Here is a 16927-nt window from a genome sequence, read left to right on the forward strand (position 1 = left end):
GCATATTCCCCACCGGCTGGAGATTCAGAAGTTGGAGATCACGCTGGCCAGCACCTGGCTGATGATCTTCGGGTTCTTCGCGTCGTAGGCGCGGGCGCCGGTGGCGGCGGCGATCTCCTCCAGGACGCTCTTGCCGTTCTTGTCGTCCTGGTCGGCCTTCGATCCATAAGCCACGGTGAAGACACGGACCCGCTTGTCCGGGCTGCCGATCCTGGCCAGGACCTCCTGGAGGGTCGGCTCCCGCGGGACGCCCTCGTTGCGGCCGTCCGTGAGGAACACGATCGCGTTGATGGCGTCCGGGTCGTAGTCCCGGCGCATCGAGTCCACCGCCGCGTCGACCGTGCCGTACAGACCGGTGGCGCCGTCGGGGACCAGACCGTCCACCTCGTCGACGAGCTCCTGGCGGCGGGTGGCGCCGTGCCGGCCGGGTGGCTTCTCCCCCATCGGGCCGATGTCCACGAGGGGGACGTAGTGGTGTTCGCCGTCGAGGCTCGCCGCGTTGGAGAACTTCCACAGGCCCACGCGGTCGGTGTCGGCAAAGCCGTGGAAGAGGGAGCTCTTGGCCTCTCTCAGCAGCTCCATCTTGGTCTTGCCGGTCCCCGGCACCGGCTCGTCCATCGACTTGGAGGTGTCGATGACCACGAGCACGTTGGCCCGGCGCCGCAGGCTGGACCAGACGCTCTGCACGCGGTAGAGCACCTTGCCGTCGGGTGGTGTGTAACCCGAGACGGTCTCCTTCAGGGCGCCGTTCTTCTGGTTGATCCCCTGGGCCTCGACCTTGCCCTGCCAGGTCCGGTAGCCGTAGGGCGCGAAGAACTTCTGGTACGCGGCCGGGCTGTGCAGGTAGCGCAGGAAGTCCTTCGACACCTGCTGCTTGGCCGTGCTCAGGTCGGTCAGCTGGACATAGGGATGGTCGCTGAGGGGGTTGGTCTCCTTGGGGTAGAAGGAGACCAGCGGCGTGCGCGGGCGGCTCCGCTTCTCGCATCCGTGCTCGGTGCTGTAGGCCCCGCAGGGGTAGCCCGTGTTGTAGGCGACGACCGCGCTTTCCTCGACCGTCACGGCCGAGATGTACTTCCGTACCTCGTCGGCGCCGCCCTTGTCATCGGCGGCGCGCAGGTTGGCGAGGAAGGTCAGGGTCGTGTCGCCGTAGTGCACCACGGACTTCTCGATGTTCTTGACGAAGGCCTGGTTGTCGGCCGATTCGATGTCCCGCAGGGAGAGTTCGGCGCTGGTGCCGGTCTTGGCGTAGAAGGCGCCGACGGTGGCGTTCAGCCCTGAGGTGGAGTATTCCGGGTTGGTCTTGCCCAGTTTGAGCGAGCCCCACTGCTTCTGGCCGCGCCGCGCCCAGAAGTGCGCCGGATCCCTGGCCCAGGTCGCCAGGTCCTGCCAGCCGACCGTCTTCTCCGGCCAGCCCAGGGCCTCGGCCATCGGCTTGGGCATCGCGATCGTCAGCGGGCTGGTCACGAGGGGCTGGGCGGTCTCCGGCAGCAGCTTCTTCGCCGCCCCGTTCGCCCGCGCCCGGGCCAGGCTGAGCCACTCGGCGCCGGCCGGCGACCACACGTCGGGCCGCCCGTCGTCCTCGGCCCAGCCCCGCGCCAGGGCGCGCATCGCGGTGCCGGAGTTGACGGACGACACCTCGACCTTCACACAGGTGCCGTCGCTGCTCCGCCGCGTACCGTACTGGTCGGCCGCCTCGGCCAGGGAGAGCGAGAGGTCGATGGAGGCGGACACGTGCAGGGTGTCCTGCGCCCGGGACGCCGCGCAGGACGGTAGTCCGGAAGGCTTGGCGTCGGCGGGCGTACCGGAACCGGGCAACGACTTCATCAGGACGGCGCCGAGAGCAGCCACCAGCACCACGGCCACGAAGGTCGTCAGCGCGGCCCGTCTCCGCCCGGACATCCTGGTCGGCGGACGGACGAACACCGCCCCCCAGGAAGGCCGAGGGGGCCGAGGACGCGGCCGCCGGACCCGCCGCCACGCGCTCCGGCGGGCGCCGGAGCCGGTCACCGTCCCGGAGTCGGGCTCTGCGCCCTGGCTGGACTCTGTCCCGGAGCCGGTCGCCGAGCCCGAGCCGGGTGCCACCCCTGAGCCCGGCTCTGCCCCGGATCCGTTGCGCGACCCCGAGTCGGGCGCCGCCCCGGGGCCTGTCACCATCCCCGGACCGGCCCCTGTGCCAGGCCCGGTCTCCATGCCCGAGTCGGGCGCCGCCCCCGAGCCGGTTCCCGTCCCGGAGCCAATCCCCGAGCCCGGACTCGAAGCCGTCTCGGAGCCGGACACCATCGCGGAGCCGGGTCCTGCTACAGAGCCGGGCGGCATCCCCGCGCCGGGCGCCATCCCCGTGTTGCGCGCCGCCCCCGAGTCGGTGCCTGCCCCGGAACCAGGCCCCGAGCCCGAGCCGGGCGCCGCTTCAGAGGCGGTCGCCACGCCGCCATCGAACCCCGGCCCTGCTCCGGACAGCACCCCCGAGTCAGGTGCCACCCCGGAGCCGGCCCCTGCCCCGGAACCAGACCCCGGCCCTAAGCTGGACACCGCCCCCAAGCCGTGCGCCGCTCCAGAGCCTCCCCCGCTCCCGAAGCCCCTGCTCCCCAGTTCCCCCGTGCCGGATCTGCTCAGCGGCGGCAGTCCCCCGCTCGGCTCGGTGTCCGTATCCCGGTCCGGTAGGAGGGAGGCGAGGACGTTGCCGGCGGCGGCCGCGGCCCTCCATGCCGCGAACTCCTGCGAACTGCCCGCGTCCGCCAGCCGCTTGCCACCGTCGGCCATGTCGCTGATCCCACGGATCGTCAGGGTGTCCAGGCGGCCGATGTGATGGGCGGCCCGGCACATCCCGGCGCTCTCCATCTCGATCGCAAGGGCGTCGTCGTAGTTTCCCCGGAGCAGGGCGGAGAGTTCGGCCTCCTTCTTGTCGAGGACGACGTTGCCAGAGGCGATCGGCGCGACCCGCACCCGGCCGACCTCGGGTCCGAAGGACATCCGCTGCACGTGCTGGACCAGCCAGTACTGGGTTTCCCAGTCCCGCGGCCGGAAGTGGGCGCCGCCGGGGTCCTGCTTCTCGCGGTAGTCGTAGATGCGCTCGCCGATGACGACGTCACCGATCCGCACCTGGTCCTTCAGCCCGCCGGCCACGCCGACGAACAACACCAGCCGCGGGCGGTAGGCGTCGTACGCCTGCTGGGTGACCAGAGCCGCGCTCTCGTTGCCGGGTCCGGTCTGGGCGAGGACGACGCTCCAGCCGGTGCCGGGAAGCCGGCCCAGCTCGAAGATCGTGCCGCCGTGACGCTCCCGCGTCACGTCCGTGACACGGACGCGTACCGCCTCGTATTCCACCTGCAGCGCGGTGAGGATCACCACCACCGGAGCAGCGTCCGTCACCTGACCAGAAGAAGTGTCTGCCACTGATACCGAGCCTCGACTCAGAGCCCCCACGCCGACGGCGCCACCGTATCGGAGACGCGCCGCTTACGGAGCCATACAGACCCAGCGAAACTTTGCCGTTTCGCAGAGGCCCCGGTTTGTACGAAGCGGTTTCGTTCCTGTTCTTTTTGCTCGCGGCTTTCTCCCCGGACGACCGCTGGACGCCACCATCGGACGCACGGGCCGGTCCCCGACGGCCGCGGGGATCCCGCCGCCGTCGGTCCGAGGGGCCGCCGTCCGCAGGGAAACGGCGGCCCCTCGCCGGGGTCCGGGTGGCCGAGTCCATGCCGTACCGCCCGGCGCGATGGGCATGAGACGCCGCCAGCGGGTACTGGGAAGTCCATGCGGATCAGCGTGGTGGATGTGGGGTCGAACACGGTCCGGCTCGTGGTGGCCGACGCGGAGGGCGGGGTGCCGCTTCCGGTGCACACCGCCAAGTGGCGGCTGCGCCTGTCCGAGGAGGTCGAACCGGGGGGACGTATCCCCGACGAGGCTGTGGAGCGGCTGGTGGCGGCGGTGGCCGGGGCGAGCAGGACCGCGGCCCGGTGGGGTGCGGCCGGTCCGCTGGCCTTCGCCACCGCCGTGGTGCGCGGCGCGCCGAACCGGGCGGAGGTCCTGCGGGCCGTGCGGACGGGGACGGGGGTCGACCTGTGCACCCTGCCCGGCGAGGTCGAGGCCGAGCTCACCTTCCTGGCCGCCCGGCGCTGGCTGGGCTGGCAGGCCGGGCCGCTGGCGGTGCTGGACATCGGCGGCGGCTCGCTCGAAGTCGCCTTCGGACGCGGCCGGCTGCCGGACTTCGTGGCCTCGCTGCCGCTCGGAGCGGGACGGCTGACCCGCGAGTTCCTCGCGGGCGAGGACCCGCCGTCGCCCGAGCTGCTCCGGGCCCTGCGGCGCAAGGTCCGTCACCAGCTGCGGGACGTGGCCGCCCGGATCCGCTGGGAGGGCCCGCGTTCCGCGGTCGCCACCTCGCGCACCTTCCAGCAGCTGGGACGCCTGTGCGGCGCCCCGCCGGGCCGTCACGGGCCGTTCGTCGAGCGGATGCTGCGCCGCGAGGACCTGCGCGACGCGGTCGGCCGGCTGGCCGCCCTGCCCGCCACCGAGCGCGCCCGGCTGCCCGGCATCTCCGCGCCGCGAGCCGCGCAGAGCCTGGCCGGCGCGGTGGTCGGCCACACGGTGATGAAACTGACCGGCCTCGGCGCGGTCACCCTCTGCCCATGGGCGATCCGCGAGGGCGTCCTGCTGCGGCGCATCGAGGACGGCCCGGCCTGGTGGGCGGAGACCACCCGCCGCGCCGAGGAGCCCCCGCCGCCCGAGCCGGTGCCCCTGCGCGTCGCAAGCACCGCGAAGTGAGCCCCGTACGATAAGGAGACAACCATGTCCGGCACCGGACACCACGACGACCGTCCCGAGACGGCCCTCGAAGAGGTACTCGACGAGGCCGCCCGGGCCGCGAAGCGCACCACGGACTCCCCCCGCTCCGAAGAACACCGGGGCGAGGCGGCGGAGGCCATCACCCCCAACGCACAGGCGCAGGAGGAGTCGCAGGGGGACTGAGGAGGGCGTACGGGGAGGTGGCGCGGCTCACGCGGGGGATGGCCGGGTCCCGTCCGGGTACCCGGCCGCCATGGCACAGCACATCCACGGACCCGCGCTGCCCTCCGCCCGCGGCCCGGTCTCCGCGGCCGTCGAGGAGTACCTGCTCGGCGCCGGCCGGCCGCCGTCCGACGAGGCCGTCGCGGCGGCGGAGGTGTACGGCGACGACCTCCAGCTCGCCCTCTACCTCTGCTACGAGCTGCACTACCGCGGCTTCGCGGGCGTCGCCCCGGACCGCGAGTGGGACCCGGAGCTGCTGCGCGCCCGGGCGGCGATGGAGCGGCGTTACCTGTCCGCCCTGCGCGCCGACACGCCGGTGCACGGCAGCCTCGACGACGCGCTCGCGGAGATCCTCGTGGAGCCCGTGGACGGCTCGGGCGTCAGCCACTACCTGCGCGACGAGGGCGAACTGTGGCAGCTGCGCGAGTACGCGGCCCAGCGCTCCCTGTACCACCTGAAGGAGGCCGACCCGCACGCGTGGGTGCTGCCGCGCCTGTGGGGCCGGGCCAAGGCGGCGATGGCCGCCGTGGAGTTCGACGAGTACGGCGGCGGCCGCCCCGACCGGGTGCACGCCCGCCTCTTCGCCGACCTGATGACGGACCTGGACCTGGACACGACGTACGGCCGCTACCTGGACGCGGCGACGGCCGAGGTGCTGGCGACGGTGAACCTGATGTCCCTCTTCGGCCTGCACCGGGAGCTGCGGGGTGCCCTGGTGGGCCACTTCGCCGCCGTCGAGATCACCTCCTCCCCCGGTTCCCGGCGCCTGGCCGAGGCGATGCGCCGCACGGGCGCCGGGCCGGCCGCGGAGTTCTTCTACGACGAGCACGTCGAGGCCGATGCGGTGCACGAGCAGGTGGTACGCCACGACGTCATCGCCGGTCTGCTCGCCGAGGAGCCGCACCTGGCGGCCGACATCGCCTTCGGCATCGACGCGACCGGGTACCTGGAGGAGCGTCTCGGCCGTCGGCTGCTGGACGACTGGCGCGCGGGCCGGTCCTCCCTGCGCACCCCCCTCACGCGGGAAACAGACCATATCTCCTGAATGTCGGGGTACCCGCGTCCCGTGAATGCACTGGTATTTCCGGGCGTGTACGCCCCCCAGGACGACACCGAGCTGCTGGCCGAAGCCCTCTCCGAGGAGCCGCTGGAGCGGGGCGCGCCGGTGCTGGACGTGGGCACCGGGTGCGGCGCCCTCGCCCTGGTCGCCGCCCGGCGGGGCGCCGAGGTGACCGCGGTGGACGTGTCCCGGCGGGCGGTGTGGACGGCCCGGCTCAACGCGTGGCTGGCCCGCCTTCCGGTTCGCATCCGGCGCGGGAACCTCTTCGGTCCGGTGCGCGGACGGTCCTTCGACGTGATCCTGGCCAACCCGCCGTACGTACCGGCCCCGGAGGCCCGCCGGAGGCCGCGCGGCAGGTCCCGCGCCTGGGACGCCGGCCAGGACGGCCGGCTCGTGCTGGACCGGATCTGCCGGGACGCTCCCGCCCTGCTGCGGCCCGGCGGGGTCCTGCTGATCGTCCATTCCGCGCTGAGCGGCCCCGACCGGACCCTGGAGCTGCTGCGCTCGGCCGGCCTCAAGGCCGCGGTGACCCGCCGCCGCTGGATCGCCTTCGGGCCCGTGCTGCGGGCGAGGAAGGGCTGGCTGCGGGAGCGCGGGCTGCTGTCGGCGGCCGACGAGAAGGAAGAGCTGGTGGTCATCCGTGCCGAACGTGCCCTCTGACGCGCCGCGCCCGACCCCGCCCCGGCGCGTGACGATGCAGCGGCGGGGCCCCATCCTCGTCGACGGCCCGGTGGAGGTGGAACTGGAGGACGGCACCACGGTGTCCTCGGACCGGTTCCGCGTCGCCCTGTGCACCTGCCGGCGCAGCCGTCGCTATCCCTGGTGCGACACCAGTCACCGACGGAAGGCGTAAGGGGATTCTTTCCACCGCTTCCCGGGATGCCCCGGCACGGGCAGCCCGGGAAGCGGTCGTGAAACCGGGAGCCGGCGGGCGGCCCCACTCCGCCCGTCCGACCCCCGGTGCGAGATCGCGCCGTCCCCGAGACAGGGGTCCGCACTCCCCAGCTGCGGGCCTGTTCCGGCGGTCGCGGGGACCGGGCGATCCCGGTCTCAGAACGCGAAGAGGGCGCCGTAGGCGTCCTTCATGCACGCGTTGCCGAAGGTGCGCTCGTACGAGACGCGCTTGCCCTGCCAGACCCCCTCGACGGTGACGACGACGGGGTTCCACTGCTTGGTGCAGAACACGTCGTCGCTGCTCTTGAGGGCGTCGAGGTCGCCGTCCGCGCCGCGCAGTTCGGCGCAGGCCTCGGCGGCGGCCGGGTGGGTGCCCGAGGATGTCGGGGCACAGGTCAGGGTGACGGCGCGCTCGGGTGTGGCGGTCGCGGCGCTCTGGCCGTGGCCGGTGGTGAGCACCAGGGCCGAGGGCGCGTAGAGCGACTGCGGGGCGCTGTCCGGTCCAGCGACGGCGGCCCCGGTCAGAGGTCCGCAGACGGCGGCGGCCGTGAGGCCGAGGGTCGCTGCCCAGCGCGCGGTGGTCCGCATTGTGTGCATCCTTCCGCTCGATTAGACGGGTTGCCGTCCCGGCCCGGTGGGTGCCGGGGCGGCGTGCGCCACTCTGCCGAGTCCGCCGCCGAAACTCACATCGAACCCCCAGGTTTCAGTAACCTTGCGTGTTGAATCAGTGGCGTGAAGTCACAGAATTCGAACGTTCCAATGCCGAAACTGCGCGGTTCTTGATCGCCCCAAGTGGTCAAGTGGCTGGATTTCACCACTTCGTTAATAGGCCTGAAACATTCCGGTTCAGCCGTCGGCGCACTTCTCGTTACCCCCTTGTGTTCGTGATGCAGTGGGGTAATCGTCATTACATGATTACCCCGGAGCAACGAGAGAAGCTGCGCGGCTGGTTCGCCGGCCGGCTGCCCGACGACCTCTTCGAGGAGTTGGCCGAGGTGACCGCCGACCGGGAGGAGATCACCGTGATCGGCCGCATCGCGGGACCCCGGCTCGCCGAGGGCGCCTCGGACGCCGAACGGGAGGCGGCCGTCCAGGGCCGCGTTCAGGAGTTCCGGGAGCGCACCCGGGAGACCCGGATCGCGGTGGCCCGGGATGCCGAGCACCGGTTCCGCAGGAAGGTGTCCTGGGGCGTGGAGTGCGCCGGTGAGCGCGCCCTGTTCACCCACGTCGCGGCGCCCGTGATGACCCGCCTGCGCCAGCCCGAGCGCCAGGTCCTCGACACGCTGATCGCGGCCGGGGTCGCGCGCAGCCGCAGTGACGCCCTCGCCTGGTGCGTGCGGCTGGTCCAGCGGCACACCGACGACTGGCTCAGCGAATTGCGCGAGTCCCTCGAACACGTCCAGCGGGTACGCGCGCAGGGACCGGACGCCGATGAGGTGGCCGGGTCACCGGCCGAGGACGGCGAGGACGCCGACGAGGCGTGACACCTCCGGCCGTGAGACGCCGGCGGCCGGGGCGATGTCAGACCCCTCGGCTACGTTGTCGGCATGACCAACTACGTACTGGTGGCGGGTGCTTGGCTCGGAGCGTGGGCGTGGGACGAGGTGGCGGCCGACCTGCGCGCGGCCGGGCACGACGTCCATCCACTGACCCTGTCCGGCCTCGCCGAGAAACAGGCGATCCCGGCCGGGCAGCAGACGCACGTCCAGGACATCGTGGACGAGGTCGAGCGCCTGGGTCTGCGGGACGTCGTCCTGGTCGGGCACAGTTACTCGGGCATACCCGTCGGGCAGGCCGCCGAGCGGATCGGCGAGCGGCTGCGGCGTGTGGTGTTCGTGGACTCGAACGTACCGGCGGACGGGGAGTCGTTCCTGGCGGGCTTCCCCAGTGACCACATACGGCAGGCCCTCGACGCGCCCGACGGCGCCTGGCCGCCCCTTCCCCCGGCCGCCTACGCGGGCCAGGACCTGACCGACGAACAGATCCACCGCATCGTCACCGAGGGCACCCCGCACCCGGGCGCCACGCTCACCGAACCGGCCGTTCTGAAGCGCCCCTTGGGCGAGCTGCCGGCGACGTACGTCAAGTGCGTGCTGGACGGACGCGAACCGCTGCCCGCGGTGGCCGAGCTGCTGAAGAGCGAGCGCTGGGAGCTGGTCGAGATGGACACCGGCCACTGGCCGATGTTCTCCCGGCCAGGCGAACTGGCCCGGATCCTGCACGAGTCGGCCGCCCGCGCCTGACCTCGGCGCGTGCGAGCCCGTGGACGGGGCCGCGCCTACCGGCCAGTATCGTCGGCACGGCGCGACAGGCGACGAGAGGCGGGACGTACATATGGCAAAGCACTGGGCGGACTTCCAGTACGAGATATACCGGAACGGGATGACGGGTGCCGTGCCCCGTCTGCCCACCGACCTGACCCGGCTGGAGGAGCTGGCGGAGCACCGGCTGGGGCCGGGTCCGGTCGGCTATGTGGCGGGCAGCGCGGGCAACGGCAGTACGGCGCGGGCCAACCGGGGCGCCCTGGAGCGGCGGCGGATCCTCCCGCGCGTCCTGCGGGACGTGCAGCAGCGGGACCTGTCGGTGGAGGTGCTCGGCCGCGCGCTGCCCGCTCCGCTGGCGCTGGCGCCCGTCGGCGTACTGTCGATCATGCATCCGGAGGCGGAGAGGGCCGCCGCCCGGGCCGCCGCCGCGCAGGGCGTGCCCTACATCCTGTCCTCGGCGTCCAGCACGCCCATGGAGCACGTGGCCGAGGCCATGGGGAACGGCGAGCGCTGGTTCCAGCTGTACTGGGGCAAGGACCGGGAGGTGACGCGGAGCTTCCTCGGCCGGGCGCGGACCGCTGGGTTCACGGTGCTGGTCGTCACCCTGGACACGCCGATGCTGGCCTGGCGGCCGCGCGACCTCGACCAGGCGTACCTGCCGTTCGTGCACGGGGTGGGCACCGCCAACTACTTCACCGACCCGGCCTTCCAGGCTGGGCTCGCCAAGCCGGTGCACAAGGATCCCGCCGCGGCGGTACGGCACTTCCTCGGCCTGTACGGGGACGCGAGCCACACCTGGCCGGACCTGGCGTTCCTGCGCGAGCAGTGGGACGGTCCGATCGTCCTCAAGGGCATCCTGCACCCGGACGACGCCCGGCTGGCCGCCGACGCCGGGATGGACGGGGTGGCGGTGTCCAACCACGGCGGCCGGCAGGTGGCCGGTTCCGTCGCGGCGGCCGACGCGCTGCCCCGGGTGGCGGCGGCGGTCGGTGACCGGCTGACGGTGCTGTTCGACAGCGGGGTACGCACCGGCGACGACGTGTTCAAGGCCCTCGCCCTCGGCGCGCGGGCGGTCCTGCTGGGACGGCCGTACGTCTACGGGCTCGGCCTCGACGGGCAGGCGGGCGTCGAGCACGTCATCCGCTGCCTGCTCGCCGAGTTCGACCTCACCCTCGCCCTGTCCGGCCACGCCACCCCGGCCACGGTCGGCGCCGCGGACCTGACCGAGTGACCCGCCTGATCCTCCGGAGGCCGGCCGGGGCGGACGGCGGGGGGCGAGCAACCCGGCCCCGACGGGGTGCTCCCCCGCTCCTGACTGTCCGCGGCGGCGAACGCTTCGTCGGCAGGACCGGCGGGCTCAGGCGTCCGGGTGGGGGATGTCTGTCCCGGCCGACCGCCCCGGCTCGGTCGCCGGGCAGGCCCCGGCGCCCGTCAGCTCGGTGTGCCGGGGCCGGACAGTTCCACCTGCTGGGCGGACGGCCCGTCCATGCCGGTGATCGAAAGGGAGCCGGGGGTGGCCGGAGGCGTGTCGGTGAGCCAGCGCTGGCCGGTGGAGCTGTCGCGGACCTTGACGACGATGTCGGCGCCGGCGTCCTCGCCGGCGGTGGCGAGGGCGAGGGTCTCGTTCCAGCGGGGCAGCAACTCGCCTTGGACGGTGAGGTCGTAGCGCACGTCGTCGGCCCGCCCGGCCTTCGCGTCCGCGCAGGTGCCGAGGATGACCACGCCGGCGTCCGCGTGCGAGTCGAGGCACAGGTCGGGGTCGGCCGCGCTGCGCAGCAGCCCGTCGGTCTCGTACGTCCACTGCTGGGTGGACGCGGAGGAACACACCGCCAGCAGGATGCCCCCGCCGGCCTTCGGCCTGCCCTCGGTGTCCAGGCACAGCCCGGCCGCGGCGTTGCGCAGCCGCGTCTTCCGGTTCGCGACGGGCAGCCCCGCCGTACCGGGCGGGGAGTCGGTTCCGGGCGCCGTCCCCCGCGCACCGGAGACGCCCGTAGAGGCGACCGGGTCGGTGCCGTCCCCGCCGTCCGGCGACAGGCCGGCCACGAGGACGGTCGCGAGCAGTCCGGCCGAGGCCAGGCCGACGCCGGTGAGCAGCGTCTTCGGCGACCGGGCCGCCCAGGGGACGCCGCGCGCGGGGACGGGGATCCGCCCCAGCACCCGGTGCCGCCCTCCCCCGCCGGACCGTCCGCCGGTGCGCCGGGAGGTGCTCCGCGTGCGTGGTGCCGTCGAACGGGTCCGGCCGGGGCGGGAGTCGAGGTAGCGGCGGGCGCCCCAGCCGAGCACCGCTTCGGCGAGCAGGATCCCGGGCTCGGCCTCGACATGGCTGAGCTGCTCGGCGGCGTAACGGCAGTAGCGGCATGCGGCCAGGTGCTGCTGCACGTCCGGCAGCAGAGTGCCGCCCCGCCGGATCGGCACGTCGAGGAGGCGGTTGTAGAAGCGGCAGTCCTTCGTCGGCGCGAGGTCCCGGTGGGCGCGGACGCAGCCCTGGCGGAACGCGTCCCGGGCCTGGTCGAGCGCGGCCGCCGCGGTGTCGGCGTCCATGCCGAGCAGACCGGCCGGGACGGCGAGCGGCTCCGCCTCGACCTCCGTGTGCCACAGCAGGCACCGCGCGAGCGGCGGCAGGCCCTGGAAGGACCGCTCGGCGAGGACGCGGTTGTCCGGGGTCATGGACTTCACCGCGCGCATGCCGCGGCCTCCGGCCGGTTTCGCCAGGTCCGGCAGCACCTCGGCCAGGCGGTCGTCGGCCGACCAGTGCGCGACCGTGTCACGCGCGGTCACCAGCAGCCGGGGCCGCAGCGCGCCGGCCGACTCGCCCCGCGCCAGTCGGCCGAGGACCTGGTGGAAGGCTTCGGCGGTGACCATGTGGGCGACGGTGTCCCGGGCGGCGAGGCAGATGGCCGCGTAGTCCTGGACCGGCCGCCAGTGCCGTGCCATCAGCAGCGCGTCGGCCGAGGCGGCCTCTCCCTCAGCCCGGCCACGCAGCCGGCCGGCCAGTGACTCGTCGGATTCCCCGGGAACCCCGCCGGGCGGCGGATACGGAGGACGAGGGGGGTGGGGGGTGGGCACGGAGTGAATCCTCTGGTGCGTGTGCGCTCGAGTGGTTCACCTTGGCACAACCGACCAAAGACCAACAAGGCGTTGGGACACCCGTGGCCGCATTATTGACAGGAAGTCAGAAAACCGGCGCCCGGCTCTTCCATGCGCCCCGTGTGAAGCGCGCGCACGCGCCGGCCCGCCGCGCACGCTCCCGGCGTACGCCGCCGGGTAGTGCACTGGGAACCGGCCCTTCCTCGGAGGCCCCGCGCAGGACGGCGGCTCTTCTGCGCGAAACCGGCCGCCGGCCCCGTTCCTCCCGCCCTCGGCCGGCGGCCCCGGGCGGGCGCCGCAGCCCGGGGCGGCTTCCCCTGCCGGCGAGGGCGGGTGCCGGACCGGTGATCGGGTGCGGTCGATCAGATCTGCCAGGAGCGGAGCCGGTCGGCCGCGCCGTAGACGTCGGTCTTGCCGGACATCAGGTCCCGGGCGAGGTCGACGAGGGCGCCGTAGGGCGGGTCGATGCCTGCCCCGCTGACGAACATGTAGGCCACCGCCGTCGCGCAGGCGAAGCGGGCGTTGGCCGACGGCAGCGGCTTGAGCAGGGCGAGGGTGTGCAGCAGGGCGGCGGCCCGCCAGGCCGGGTCGGAGTCCACACCGAGGCGCGGCGGGTCGACGCGGTGCCGGGCGACGGCGGCGACGAGGGCGGAGAAATCGTTGATCGTCGGCTGGTCCGGCAGCACTTCCTCGTGGCGCTGGAGCAGCCAGGGCACGTCGATATGGAGGCTAGGCGGCATAGGTCAGGCGGCCTCGCCCTTGCCGGGGTGCTCGTCGTCCGGGAACGCCTCCGCGAACTCGTCGGCGTGCGTGGCGAAGAAGCGGCGGAACGCCTCCGCGCCCTCCTGCAGCGCGCGGTGCCGGGCTATGTCGGCCGCGGCCGCCTCGCGCACCAGGGCCTTCATCGACGTACCCCGCTCCTTGGCGATCTGCCGCAGGTCCTCTAGCTCGCGCTCACTGAACTCCACGTTGAGAGCTGGCATGGCCCAACGGTAGCGTGCGGGTACTCAGGCGTAAATACCCACAGGTCAGATGGCATATCCAACGGTACCGTCGCTGTGCGACATCCGTACAGCACCACGTCCGGATTCCGCCGGTACGACGGCGGGCGCGGCGGCAGACTCGTACTCCGGCAGGCAATCGCGACCGAGCGAAACCTGGGGAAACCGACTGACGTCGAGGGAAATCGAGGGAAACGGCCATGACCGTCTACACCGTCCGTCCCAGCCCGCTGGGCGAACTGCTGCTGACCGGCGAGGCGACGCCCGCCGGTCTCACGCTCACCTCGCTGTCCCTGCCGGGGCAGCGCACCGCCCCGGCCGTGCGTCCCGGCTGGCGGCGTGACGACGCGGCGTTCGCCGAGGTGAACCGCCGGCTGACGGCCTACTTCGCGGGCCGGCTCACCCGGTTCGCACTGCCCCTCGCCGCCGACGGCACGGAGTTCCGGCGGCGGGTGTGGCGGGCGCTGGAGGACATCCCGTACGGCACCACGACGACGTACGGCGCGCTGGCCGAGCGGCTCGGCGTGCCGAGGGCGGAGGTGCGGGCGGTCGGCGCGGCGATCGGTGCCAACCCGCTCCTGCTGGTCCGCCCCTGTCACCGGGTGATCGGTGCCGACGGCTCGATGCGCGGGTACGCGGGCGGGGTCGAGAACAAGGTGCGGCTGCTCACGCACGAGGGTGCGCTGCAGCCGATGCTCGTCTGAGGGAAGGAGCAGCCATGGCCCTCACTCCCACGCCCGCCCAGGCCCGCCGCCTGGTGGCCGGCACCGACTGGACGGTGCTCGCCGCCGAGCTGGACGAGCTCGGCAGTGCGCCCACCGCGCCCCTGCTGACCCCCGACGAGTGCGGCGAGCTGGCCGCCCTGTACGAGAAGCCGGAGCTGTTCCGCACCACGGTCGATCTTGCCCGGCACCGGTTCGGCTCCGGCGAGTACCGCTACTTCACGCACGACCTGCCCGCCCCGGTGGCCGCCCTGCGCGCCGCCCTCTATCCGCGCCTGCTGCCGATCGCCCGCGACTGGGCGGCCCGGCTGGGCCGGCCCGCCCCCTGGCCCGACAGCCTCCAGGAATGGCTCGACCGCTGCCACGCCGCCGGACAGGACCGCTCGGCGCAGATCCTGCTGCGGTACGGCCCCGGCGACTGGAACGCCCTGCACCGCGACGTCTTCGGCGAGTTGCTCTTCCCGCTCCAGGTCGTCGTCGCCCTCGACGAGTACGGCGCCGACTACACCGGCGGCGAGTTCCTGATGGTCGAGCAGCGCCCCCGCGCGCAGTCCCGGGGCACCGCCACCGTCCTCCGGCAGGGCCACGGCCTGGTGTTCACCACCCGGGACCACCCGGTCCGCACCAAGCGCGGCTGGTCGGCCGGAGCTGTGCGGCACGGCGTGAGCACCGTCCGCTCCGGCCGGCGCCGGACACTGGGCCTGGTCTTCCACGACGCGGCCTGAACCGATCCGCCCGCAGAGACCTGTCCCGGACCGGGGACAGGCTCGCATTGTTCGGGAGTCGCTGACGGCACCGAACTTCACGTCGTCCACGTTGAGGACAAGCGAGGCTCAGCGGACCCGGGGTAAGTACCCGGGCGTCACCGTCGGTGGTCGCCGGGGGCGAACCGGCTCCAGGTTCCGCCGGCCACGGTGACCAGGCGTGTGGTGGTCTTGCCGTGGTGGCCGAGCGCCTTCGCGATGACGGGGGCCGGGGCCTGCGACCCCTCGGCCGCCTCATCCGGCCCCGCTCTACGCCATCCACCGCCGCCTGATCCGCCGTCAAGGCACTGTCGCTCCGTGTGGTGCCCTGGGTGCTGACGGGCGTGCGGGCGGGGCGGGCTAGGAGAGCTTCGCGGCCAGGACTTCGACGGGCAGGATCTCGGGGGCTTCGGCGAGCAGCTTGGGGGCGTTGTCCATGAGCGCCGCCGCGATCCGGCCCTGGAGGTGCGCGGTCCGGTCCTTCTCGGTGGCGAAGGTGTCGAAGATACCGAACGTGGTGGGGCCCAGGCGCAGCGCGAACCAGTAGGTGGTGCCGGCCTCGTCCCGTGCCGGGGTGAGGGCTGCGGTGAGCAGTTCCTCGACCTCACGGACGTACTCCGGCTTGGCCTCGATACGGGCGAGCAGGCCGATGCGGGCGATGTCGGGGACAAGGGCGTTGGTCATGGAGTGCTCCTCGGTGTGCGGTGAGTGCGGTGTGGTGCCGCGCCGTTGTGCGATGTGATCACCGTATGAGGGACCGGGGGAACGCAGGCAGTGGCGGATCCGCCGGATGCTTTACCGTTTCCGCCATGAGGATTTCGGTACTGGTGATGGACGACCTCTTCGACTCCGGGCTGGCCACGGTCCTCGACGTCCTGCAGATGGCCAATGAGCTGCGAGAGGAACTGCCCCACCCCCCACCGCGCTGGGAGGTGACGCGCGTCAGCGGGCACGGTGCCGTCCGGACGGCTTCCGGGCACGTCATCGAGGCCCAAGCCGTCAAAGACGCCCCACGGCCCGATCTCCTCGTCGTGCCGGGAGCCGGCCCCAGACAGCCCGCACCCCTGCTGGAATGGGTGGCCGCCCCGGAACGCGGACCCGAACGCGAGGCGGTCCGGCGGGCCCGGGCCGACGGTGTCCCCCTGGCCGCGGCCTGCACCAGTACGTTCCTCCTCGCCGAGGCGGGCGTGCTGGACGGGCTCGCCGCCACCACCAGCTGGTGGCTGGCCCCGGCCTTCCGGCAGACGTACCCCCAAGTAGCCCTGGACGAGAGCCACATGCTGACCCACGCCCCGGGGGTGACCACGGCCGGAGCCGCCATGGCCCACCTCGATCTCGCCCTCGCCCTGGTACGCCAGGCCAGCCCGGTCCTCGCCGACCTGACGGCCCGCTACCTCGTGGTCGACCACCGCCCCACCCAGGCCGGTTACGCCATCACGAGCCACCTCGCCCGCACCGATCCCACCGTCCGCGCCTTCGAGAGCTGGGTGCGCGCGCACATCGACCAGCCGCTGCCGATGGCCGAAGCGGCACGGGCAGTCGGGACGAGCGAACGGACCCTCCAACGGGCCGTGGACAAGGTACTGGGCATCTCACCCCTGCGATTCGCCCAGAGCATCCGGCTCGAACAGGCCGCCCACCTGCTGCGCACCACGGACCTCCCCACCGAGACCGTCGCCCGCCGCGTCGGCTACGAGAACGCCTCCACGCTCACCACACTGCTGCGCCAACGCCTGGGCACCACCCCCGGCCGCCTGCGCGGCGGAGCCGCGTCCGCCGGCACCGACCGCGGGATGCGAGCTCACCAGTCCCAAGGCGCTGTCCCAGGTCCGCCACGAACGACGCCATCCACGCCAGGGCCGCGTTCCAGTTGATCGCGCGTTGGCTCCTCCGGCGAGCGTGCCCTTCGATCGCGCCAGCCCGAGTCGTCGTAGCCGGGATCGGCGGCGCCTGCGCAGGCGCCGGTCGGGTCGGTGATGGCGCCCGGGTTGACCAGCGCGAAGCGCCAGCCGTCCCGGAGGGAGGCGGTGCGGCGTCCCCCGGCGGCCCGGGCGTCCGGCGCGCCCAGGAGCGCTCCGGCCGTCGGGGCCGCCGTGGCGGCGACCAACCGATCTGCGAGTGACCGTCACGGCGATTCTCCCCCATAGGGCCC

Annotated in this window: 17 protein-coding genes and 1 pseudogene; 11 read left to right on the plus strand and 7 right to left on the minus strand. The window is 73.2% G+C overall.

The window, feature by feature from the left end:
• Nucleotides 1-24 precede the first annotated feature (24 nt).
• Complete coding sequence (locus ACIBBH_RS05610; protein ID WP_399402211.1) at nucleotides 25-3369, minus strand: substrate-binding domain-containing protein; 3345 nt, start codon at nucleotides 3367-3369, stop codon at nucleotides 25-27.
• 384 nt (nucleotides 3370-3753) lie between these two features.
• Here ACIBBH_RS05610 and ACIBBH_RS05615 point away from each other — a divergent pair, with 384 nt between their 5' ends.
• From ACIBBH_RS05615 to ACIBBH_RS05635, 5 genes are all read left to right on the plus strand, one after another.
• Nucleotides 3754-4761 (plus strand): Ppx/GppA family phosphatase, encoded by a 1008-nt coding sequence (locus ACIBBH_RS05615; RefSeq protein ID WP_399402213.1) that lies wholly within the window; start codon nucleotides 3754-3756, stop codon nucleotides 4759-4761.
• Between the two features lie 24 nt (nucleotides 4762-4785).
• The gene (locus ACIBBH_RS05620) at nucleotides 4786-4965 is read left to right on the plus strand and encodes a hypothetical protein (protein ID WP_399402215.1); all 180 of its coding nucleotides are present in this window, start codon (nucleotides 4786-4788) and stop codon (nucleotides 4963-4965) included.
• A 70-nt stretch (nucleotides 4966-5035) separates the two neighbouring features.
• Complete coding sequence (locus tag ACIBBH_RS05625) at nucleotides 5036-6049, plus strand: iron-containing redox enzyme family protein (RefSeq protein ID WP_399402217.1); 1014 nt, start codon at nucleotides 5036-5038, stop codon at nucleotides 6047-6049.
• Entirely contained in the window at nucleotides 6050-6724 is a 675-nt protein-coding gene (locus ACIBBH_RS05630; protein WP_399402219.1) for a HemK2/MTQ2 family protein methyltransferase, read from the plus strand.
• A complete protein-coding gene (locus tag ACIBBH_RS05635) occupies nucleotides 6705-6917 on the plus strand; it encodes a CDGSH iron-sulfur domain-containing protein (RefSeq protein ID WP_399402221.1) in 213 nt (70 codons plus the stop codon). The genes ACIBBH_RS05630 and ACIBBH_RS05635 overlap by 20 nt, the downstream gene beginning before the upstream one ends.
• 197 nt (nucleotides 6918-7114) lie before the next feature.
• On the opposite strand, the gene ACIBBH_RS05640 is transcribed toward ACIBBH_RS05635, so the two are convergent.
• A complete protein-coding gene (locus ACIBBH_RS05640) occupies nucleotides 7115-7546 on the minus strand; it encodes a protease inhibitor (RefSeq protein WP_399402223.1) in 432 nt (143 codons plus the stop codon).
• Between the two features lie 323 nt (nucleotides 7547-7869).
• Here ACIBBH_RS05640 and ACIBBH_RS05645 point away from each other — a divergent pair, with 323 nt between their 5' ends.
• The 3 genes from ACIBBH_RS05645 (at nucleotide 7870) to ACIBBH_RS05655 (ending at nucleotide 10453) form a co-directional block, all read left to right on the plus strand.
• Nucleotides 7870-8442 carry a hypothetical protein gene (locus tag ACIBBH_RS05645; RefSeq protein ID WP_399402225.1) on the plus strand — a complete coding sequence of 191 codons (573 nt, stop codon included), beginning with the start codon at nucleotides 7870-7872 and terminating at the stop codon, nucleotides 8440-8442.
• A gap of 63 nt (nucleotides 8443-8505) precedes the next feature.
• Nucleotides 8506-9201 carry an alpha/beta fold hydrolase gene (locus tag ACIBBH_RS05650; protein ID WP_399402227.1) on the plus strand — a complete coding sequence of 232 codons (696 nt, stop codon included), beginning with the start codon at nucleotides 8506-8508 and terminating at the stop codon, nucleotides 9199-9201.
• 91 nt (nucleotides 9202-9292) lie between these two features.
• Nucleotides 9293-10453, plus strand: a complete 1161-nt coding sequence (locus ACIBBH_RS05655) for a lactate 2-monooxygenase (RefSeq protein WP_399402229.1) — start codon at nucleotides 9293-9295, stop codon at nucleotides 10451-10453.
• Nucleotides 10454-10653: 200 nt separating this feature from the next.
• Here ACIBBH_RS05655 and ACIBBH_RS05660 read toward each other — a convergent pair whose 3' ends face one another.
• The 3 genes from ACIBBH_RS05660 to ACIBBH_RS05670 all read right to left on the minus strand — a co-directional run bounded on the left by ACIBBH_RS05660 (nucleotide 10654) and on the right by ACIBBH_RS05670 (nucleotide 13292).
• On the minus strand, nucleotides 10654-12288 hold the full coding sequence (locus ACIBBH_RS05660; RefSeq protein WP_399402231.1) for an RICIN domain-containing protein: 1635 nt from the start codon (nucleotides 12286-12288) through the stop codon (nucleotides 10654-10656).
• A 383-nt stretch (nucleotides 12289-12671) separates the two neighbouring features.
• Entirely contained in the window at nucleotides 12672-13049 is a 378-nt protein-coding gene (locus ACIBBH_RS05665) for a toxin Doc (protein ID WP_399402233.1), read from the minus strand.
• 3 nt (nucleotides 13050-13052) lie between these two features.
• Nucleotides 13053-13292: a hypothetical protein gene (locus ACIBBH_RS05670; protein ID WP_399402235.1), complete on the minus strand. Its 240-nt coding sequence runs from the start codon at nucleotides 13290-13292 to the stop codon at nucleotides 13053-13055.
• Nucleotides 13293-13510: 218 nt separating this feature from the next.
• Here ACIBBH_RS05670 and ACIBBH_RS05675 point away from each other — a divergent pair, with 218 nt between their 5' ends.
• Both ACIBBH_RS05675 and ACIBBH_RS05680 read left to right on the plus strand, forming a co-directional pair.
• Nucleotides 13511-14014 (plus strand): methylated-DNA--[protein]-cysteine S-methyltransferase, encoded by a 504-nt coding sequence (locus ACIBBH_RS05675; protein WP_399402237.1) that lies wholly within the window; start codon nucleotides 13511-13513, stop codon nucleotides 14012-14014.
• 14 nt (nucleotides 14015-14028) lie between these two features.
• Nucleotides 14029-14757, plus strand: a complete 729-nt coding sequence (locus ACIBBH_RS05680) for a 2OG-Fe(II) oxygenase (protein ID WP_399402239.1) — start codon at nucleotides 14029-14031, stop codon at nucleotides 14755-14757.
• A 378-nt stretch (nucleotides 14758-15135) separates the two neighbouring features.
• On the opposite strand, the gene ACIBBH_RS05685 is transcribed toward ACIBBH_RS05680, so the two are convergent.
• The gene (locus ACIBBH_RS05685; RefSeq protein WP_399402714.1) at nucleotides 15136-15435 is read right to left on the minus strand and encodes a putative quinol monooxygenase; all 300 of its coding nucleotides are present in this window, start codon (nucleotides 15433-15435) and stop codon (nucleotides 15136-15138) included.
• 149 nt (nucleotides 15436-15584) lie between these two features.
• Here ACIBBH_RS05685 and ACIBBH_RS05690 point away from each other — a divergent pair, with 149 nt between their 5' ends.
• Nucleotides 15585-16649: a GlxA family transcriptional regulator gene (locus ACIBBH_RS05690; RefSeq protein ID WP_399402240.1), complete on the plus strand. Its 1065-nt coding sequence runs from the start codon at nucleotides 15585-15587 to the stop codon at nucleotides 16647-16649.
• A 37-nt stretch (nucleotides 16650-16686) separates the two neighbouring features.
• Here ACIBBH_RS05690 and ACIBBH_RS05695 read toward each other — a convergent pair.
• Nucleotides 16687-16904: pseudogene (locus tag ACIBBH_RS05695) on the minus strand (hypothetical protein); the annotation flags it as partial.
• Nucleotides 16905-16927: the final 23 nt, after the last annotated feature.

This window comes from Streptomyces sp. NPDC051636 (assembly GCF_044453765.1).
GTDB lineage: Bacteria > Actinomycetota > Actinomycetes > Streptomycetales > Streptomycetaceae > Streptomyces.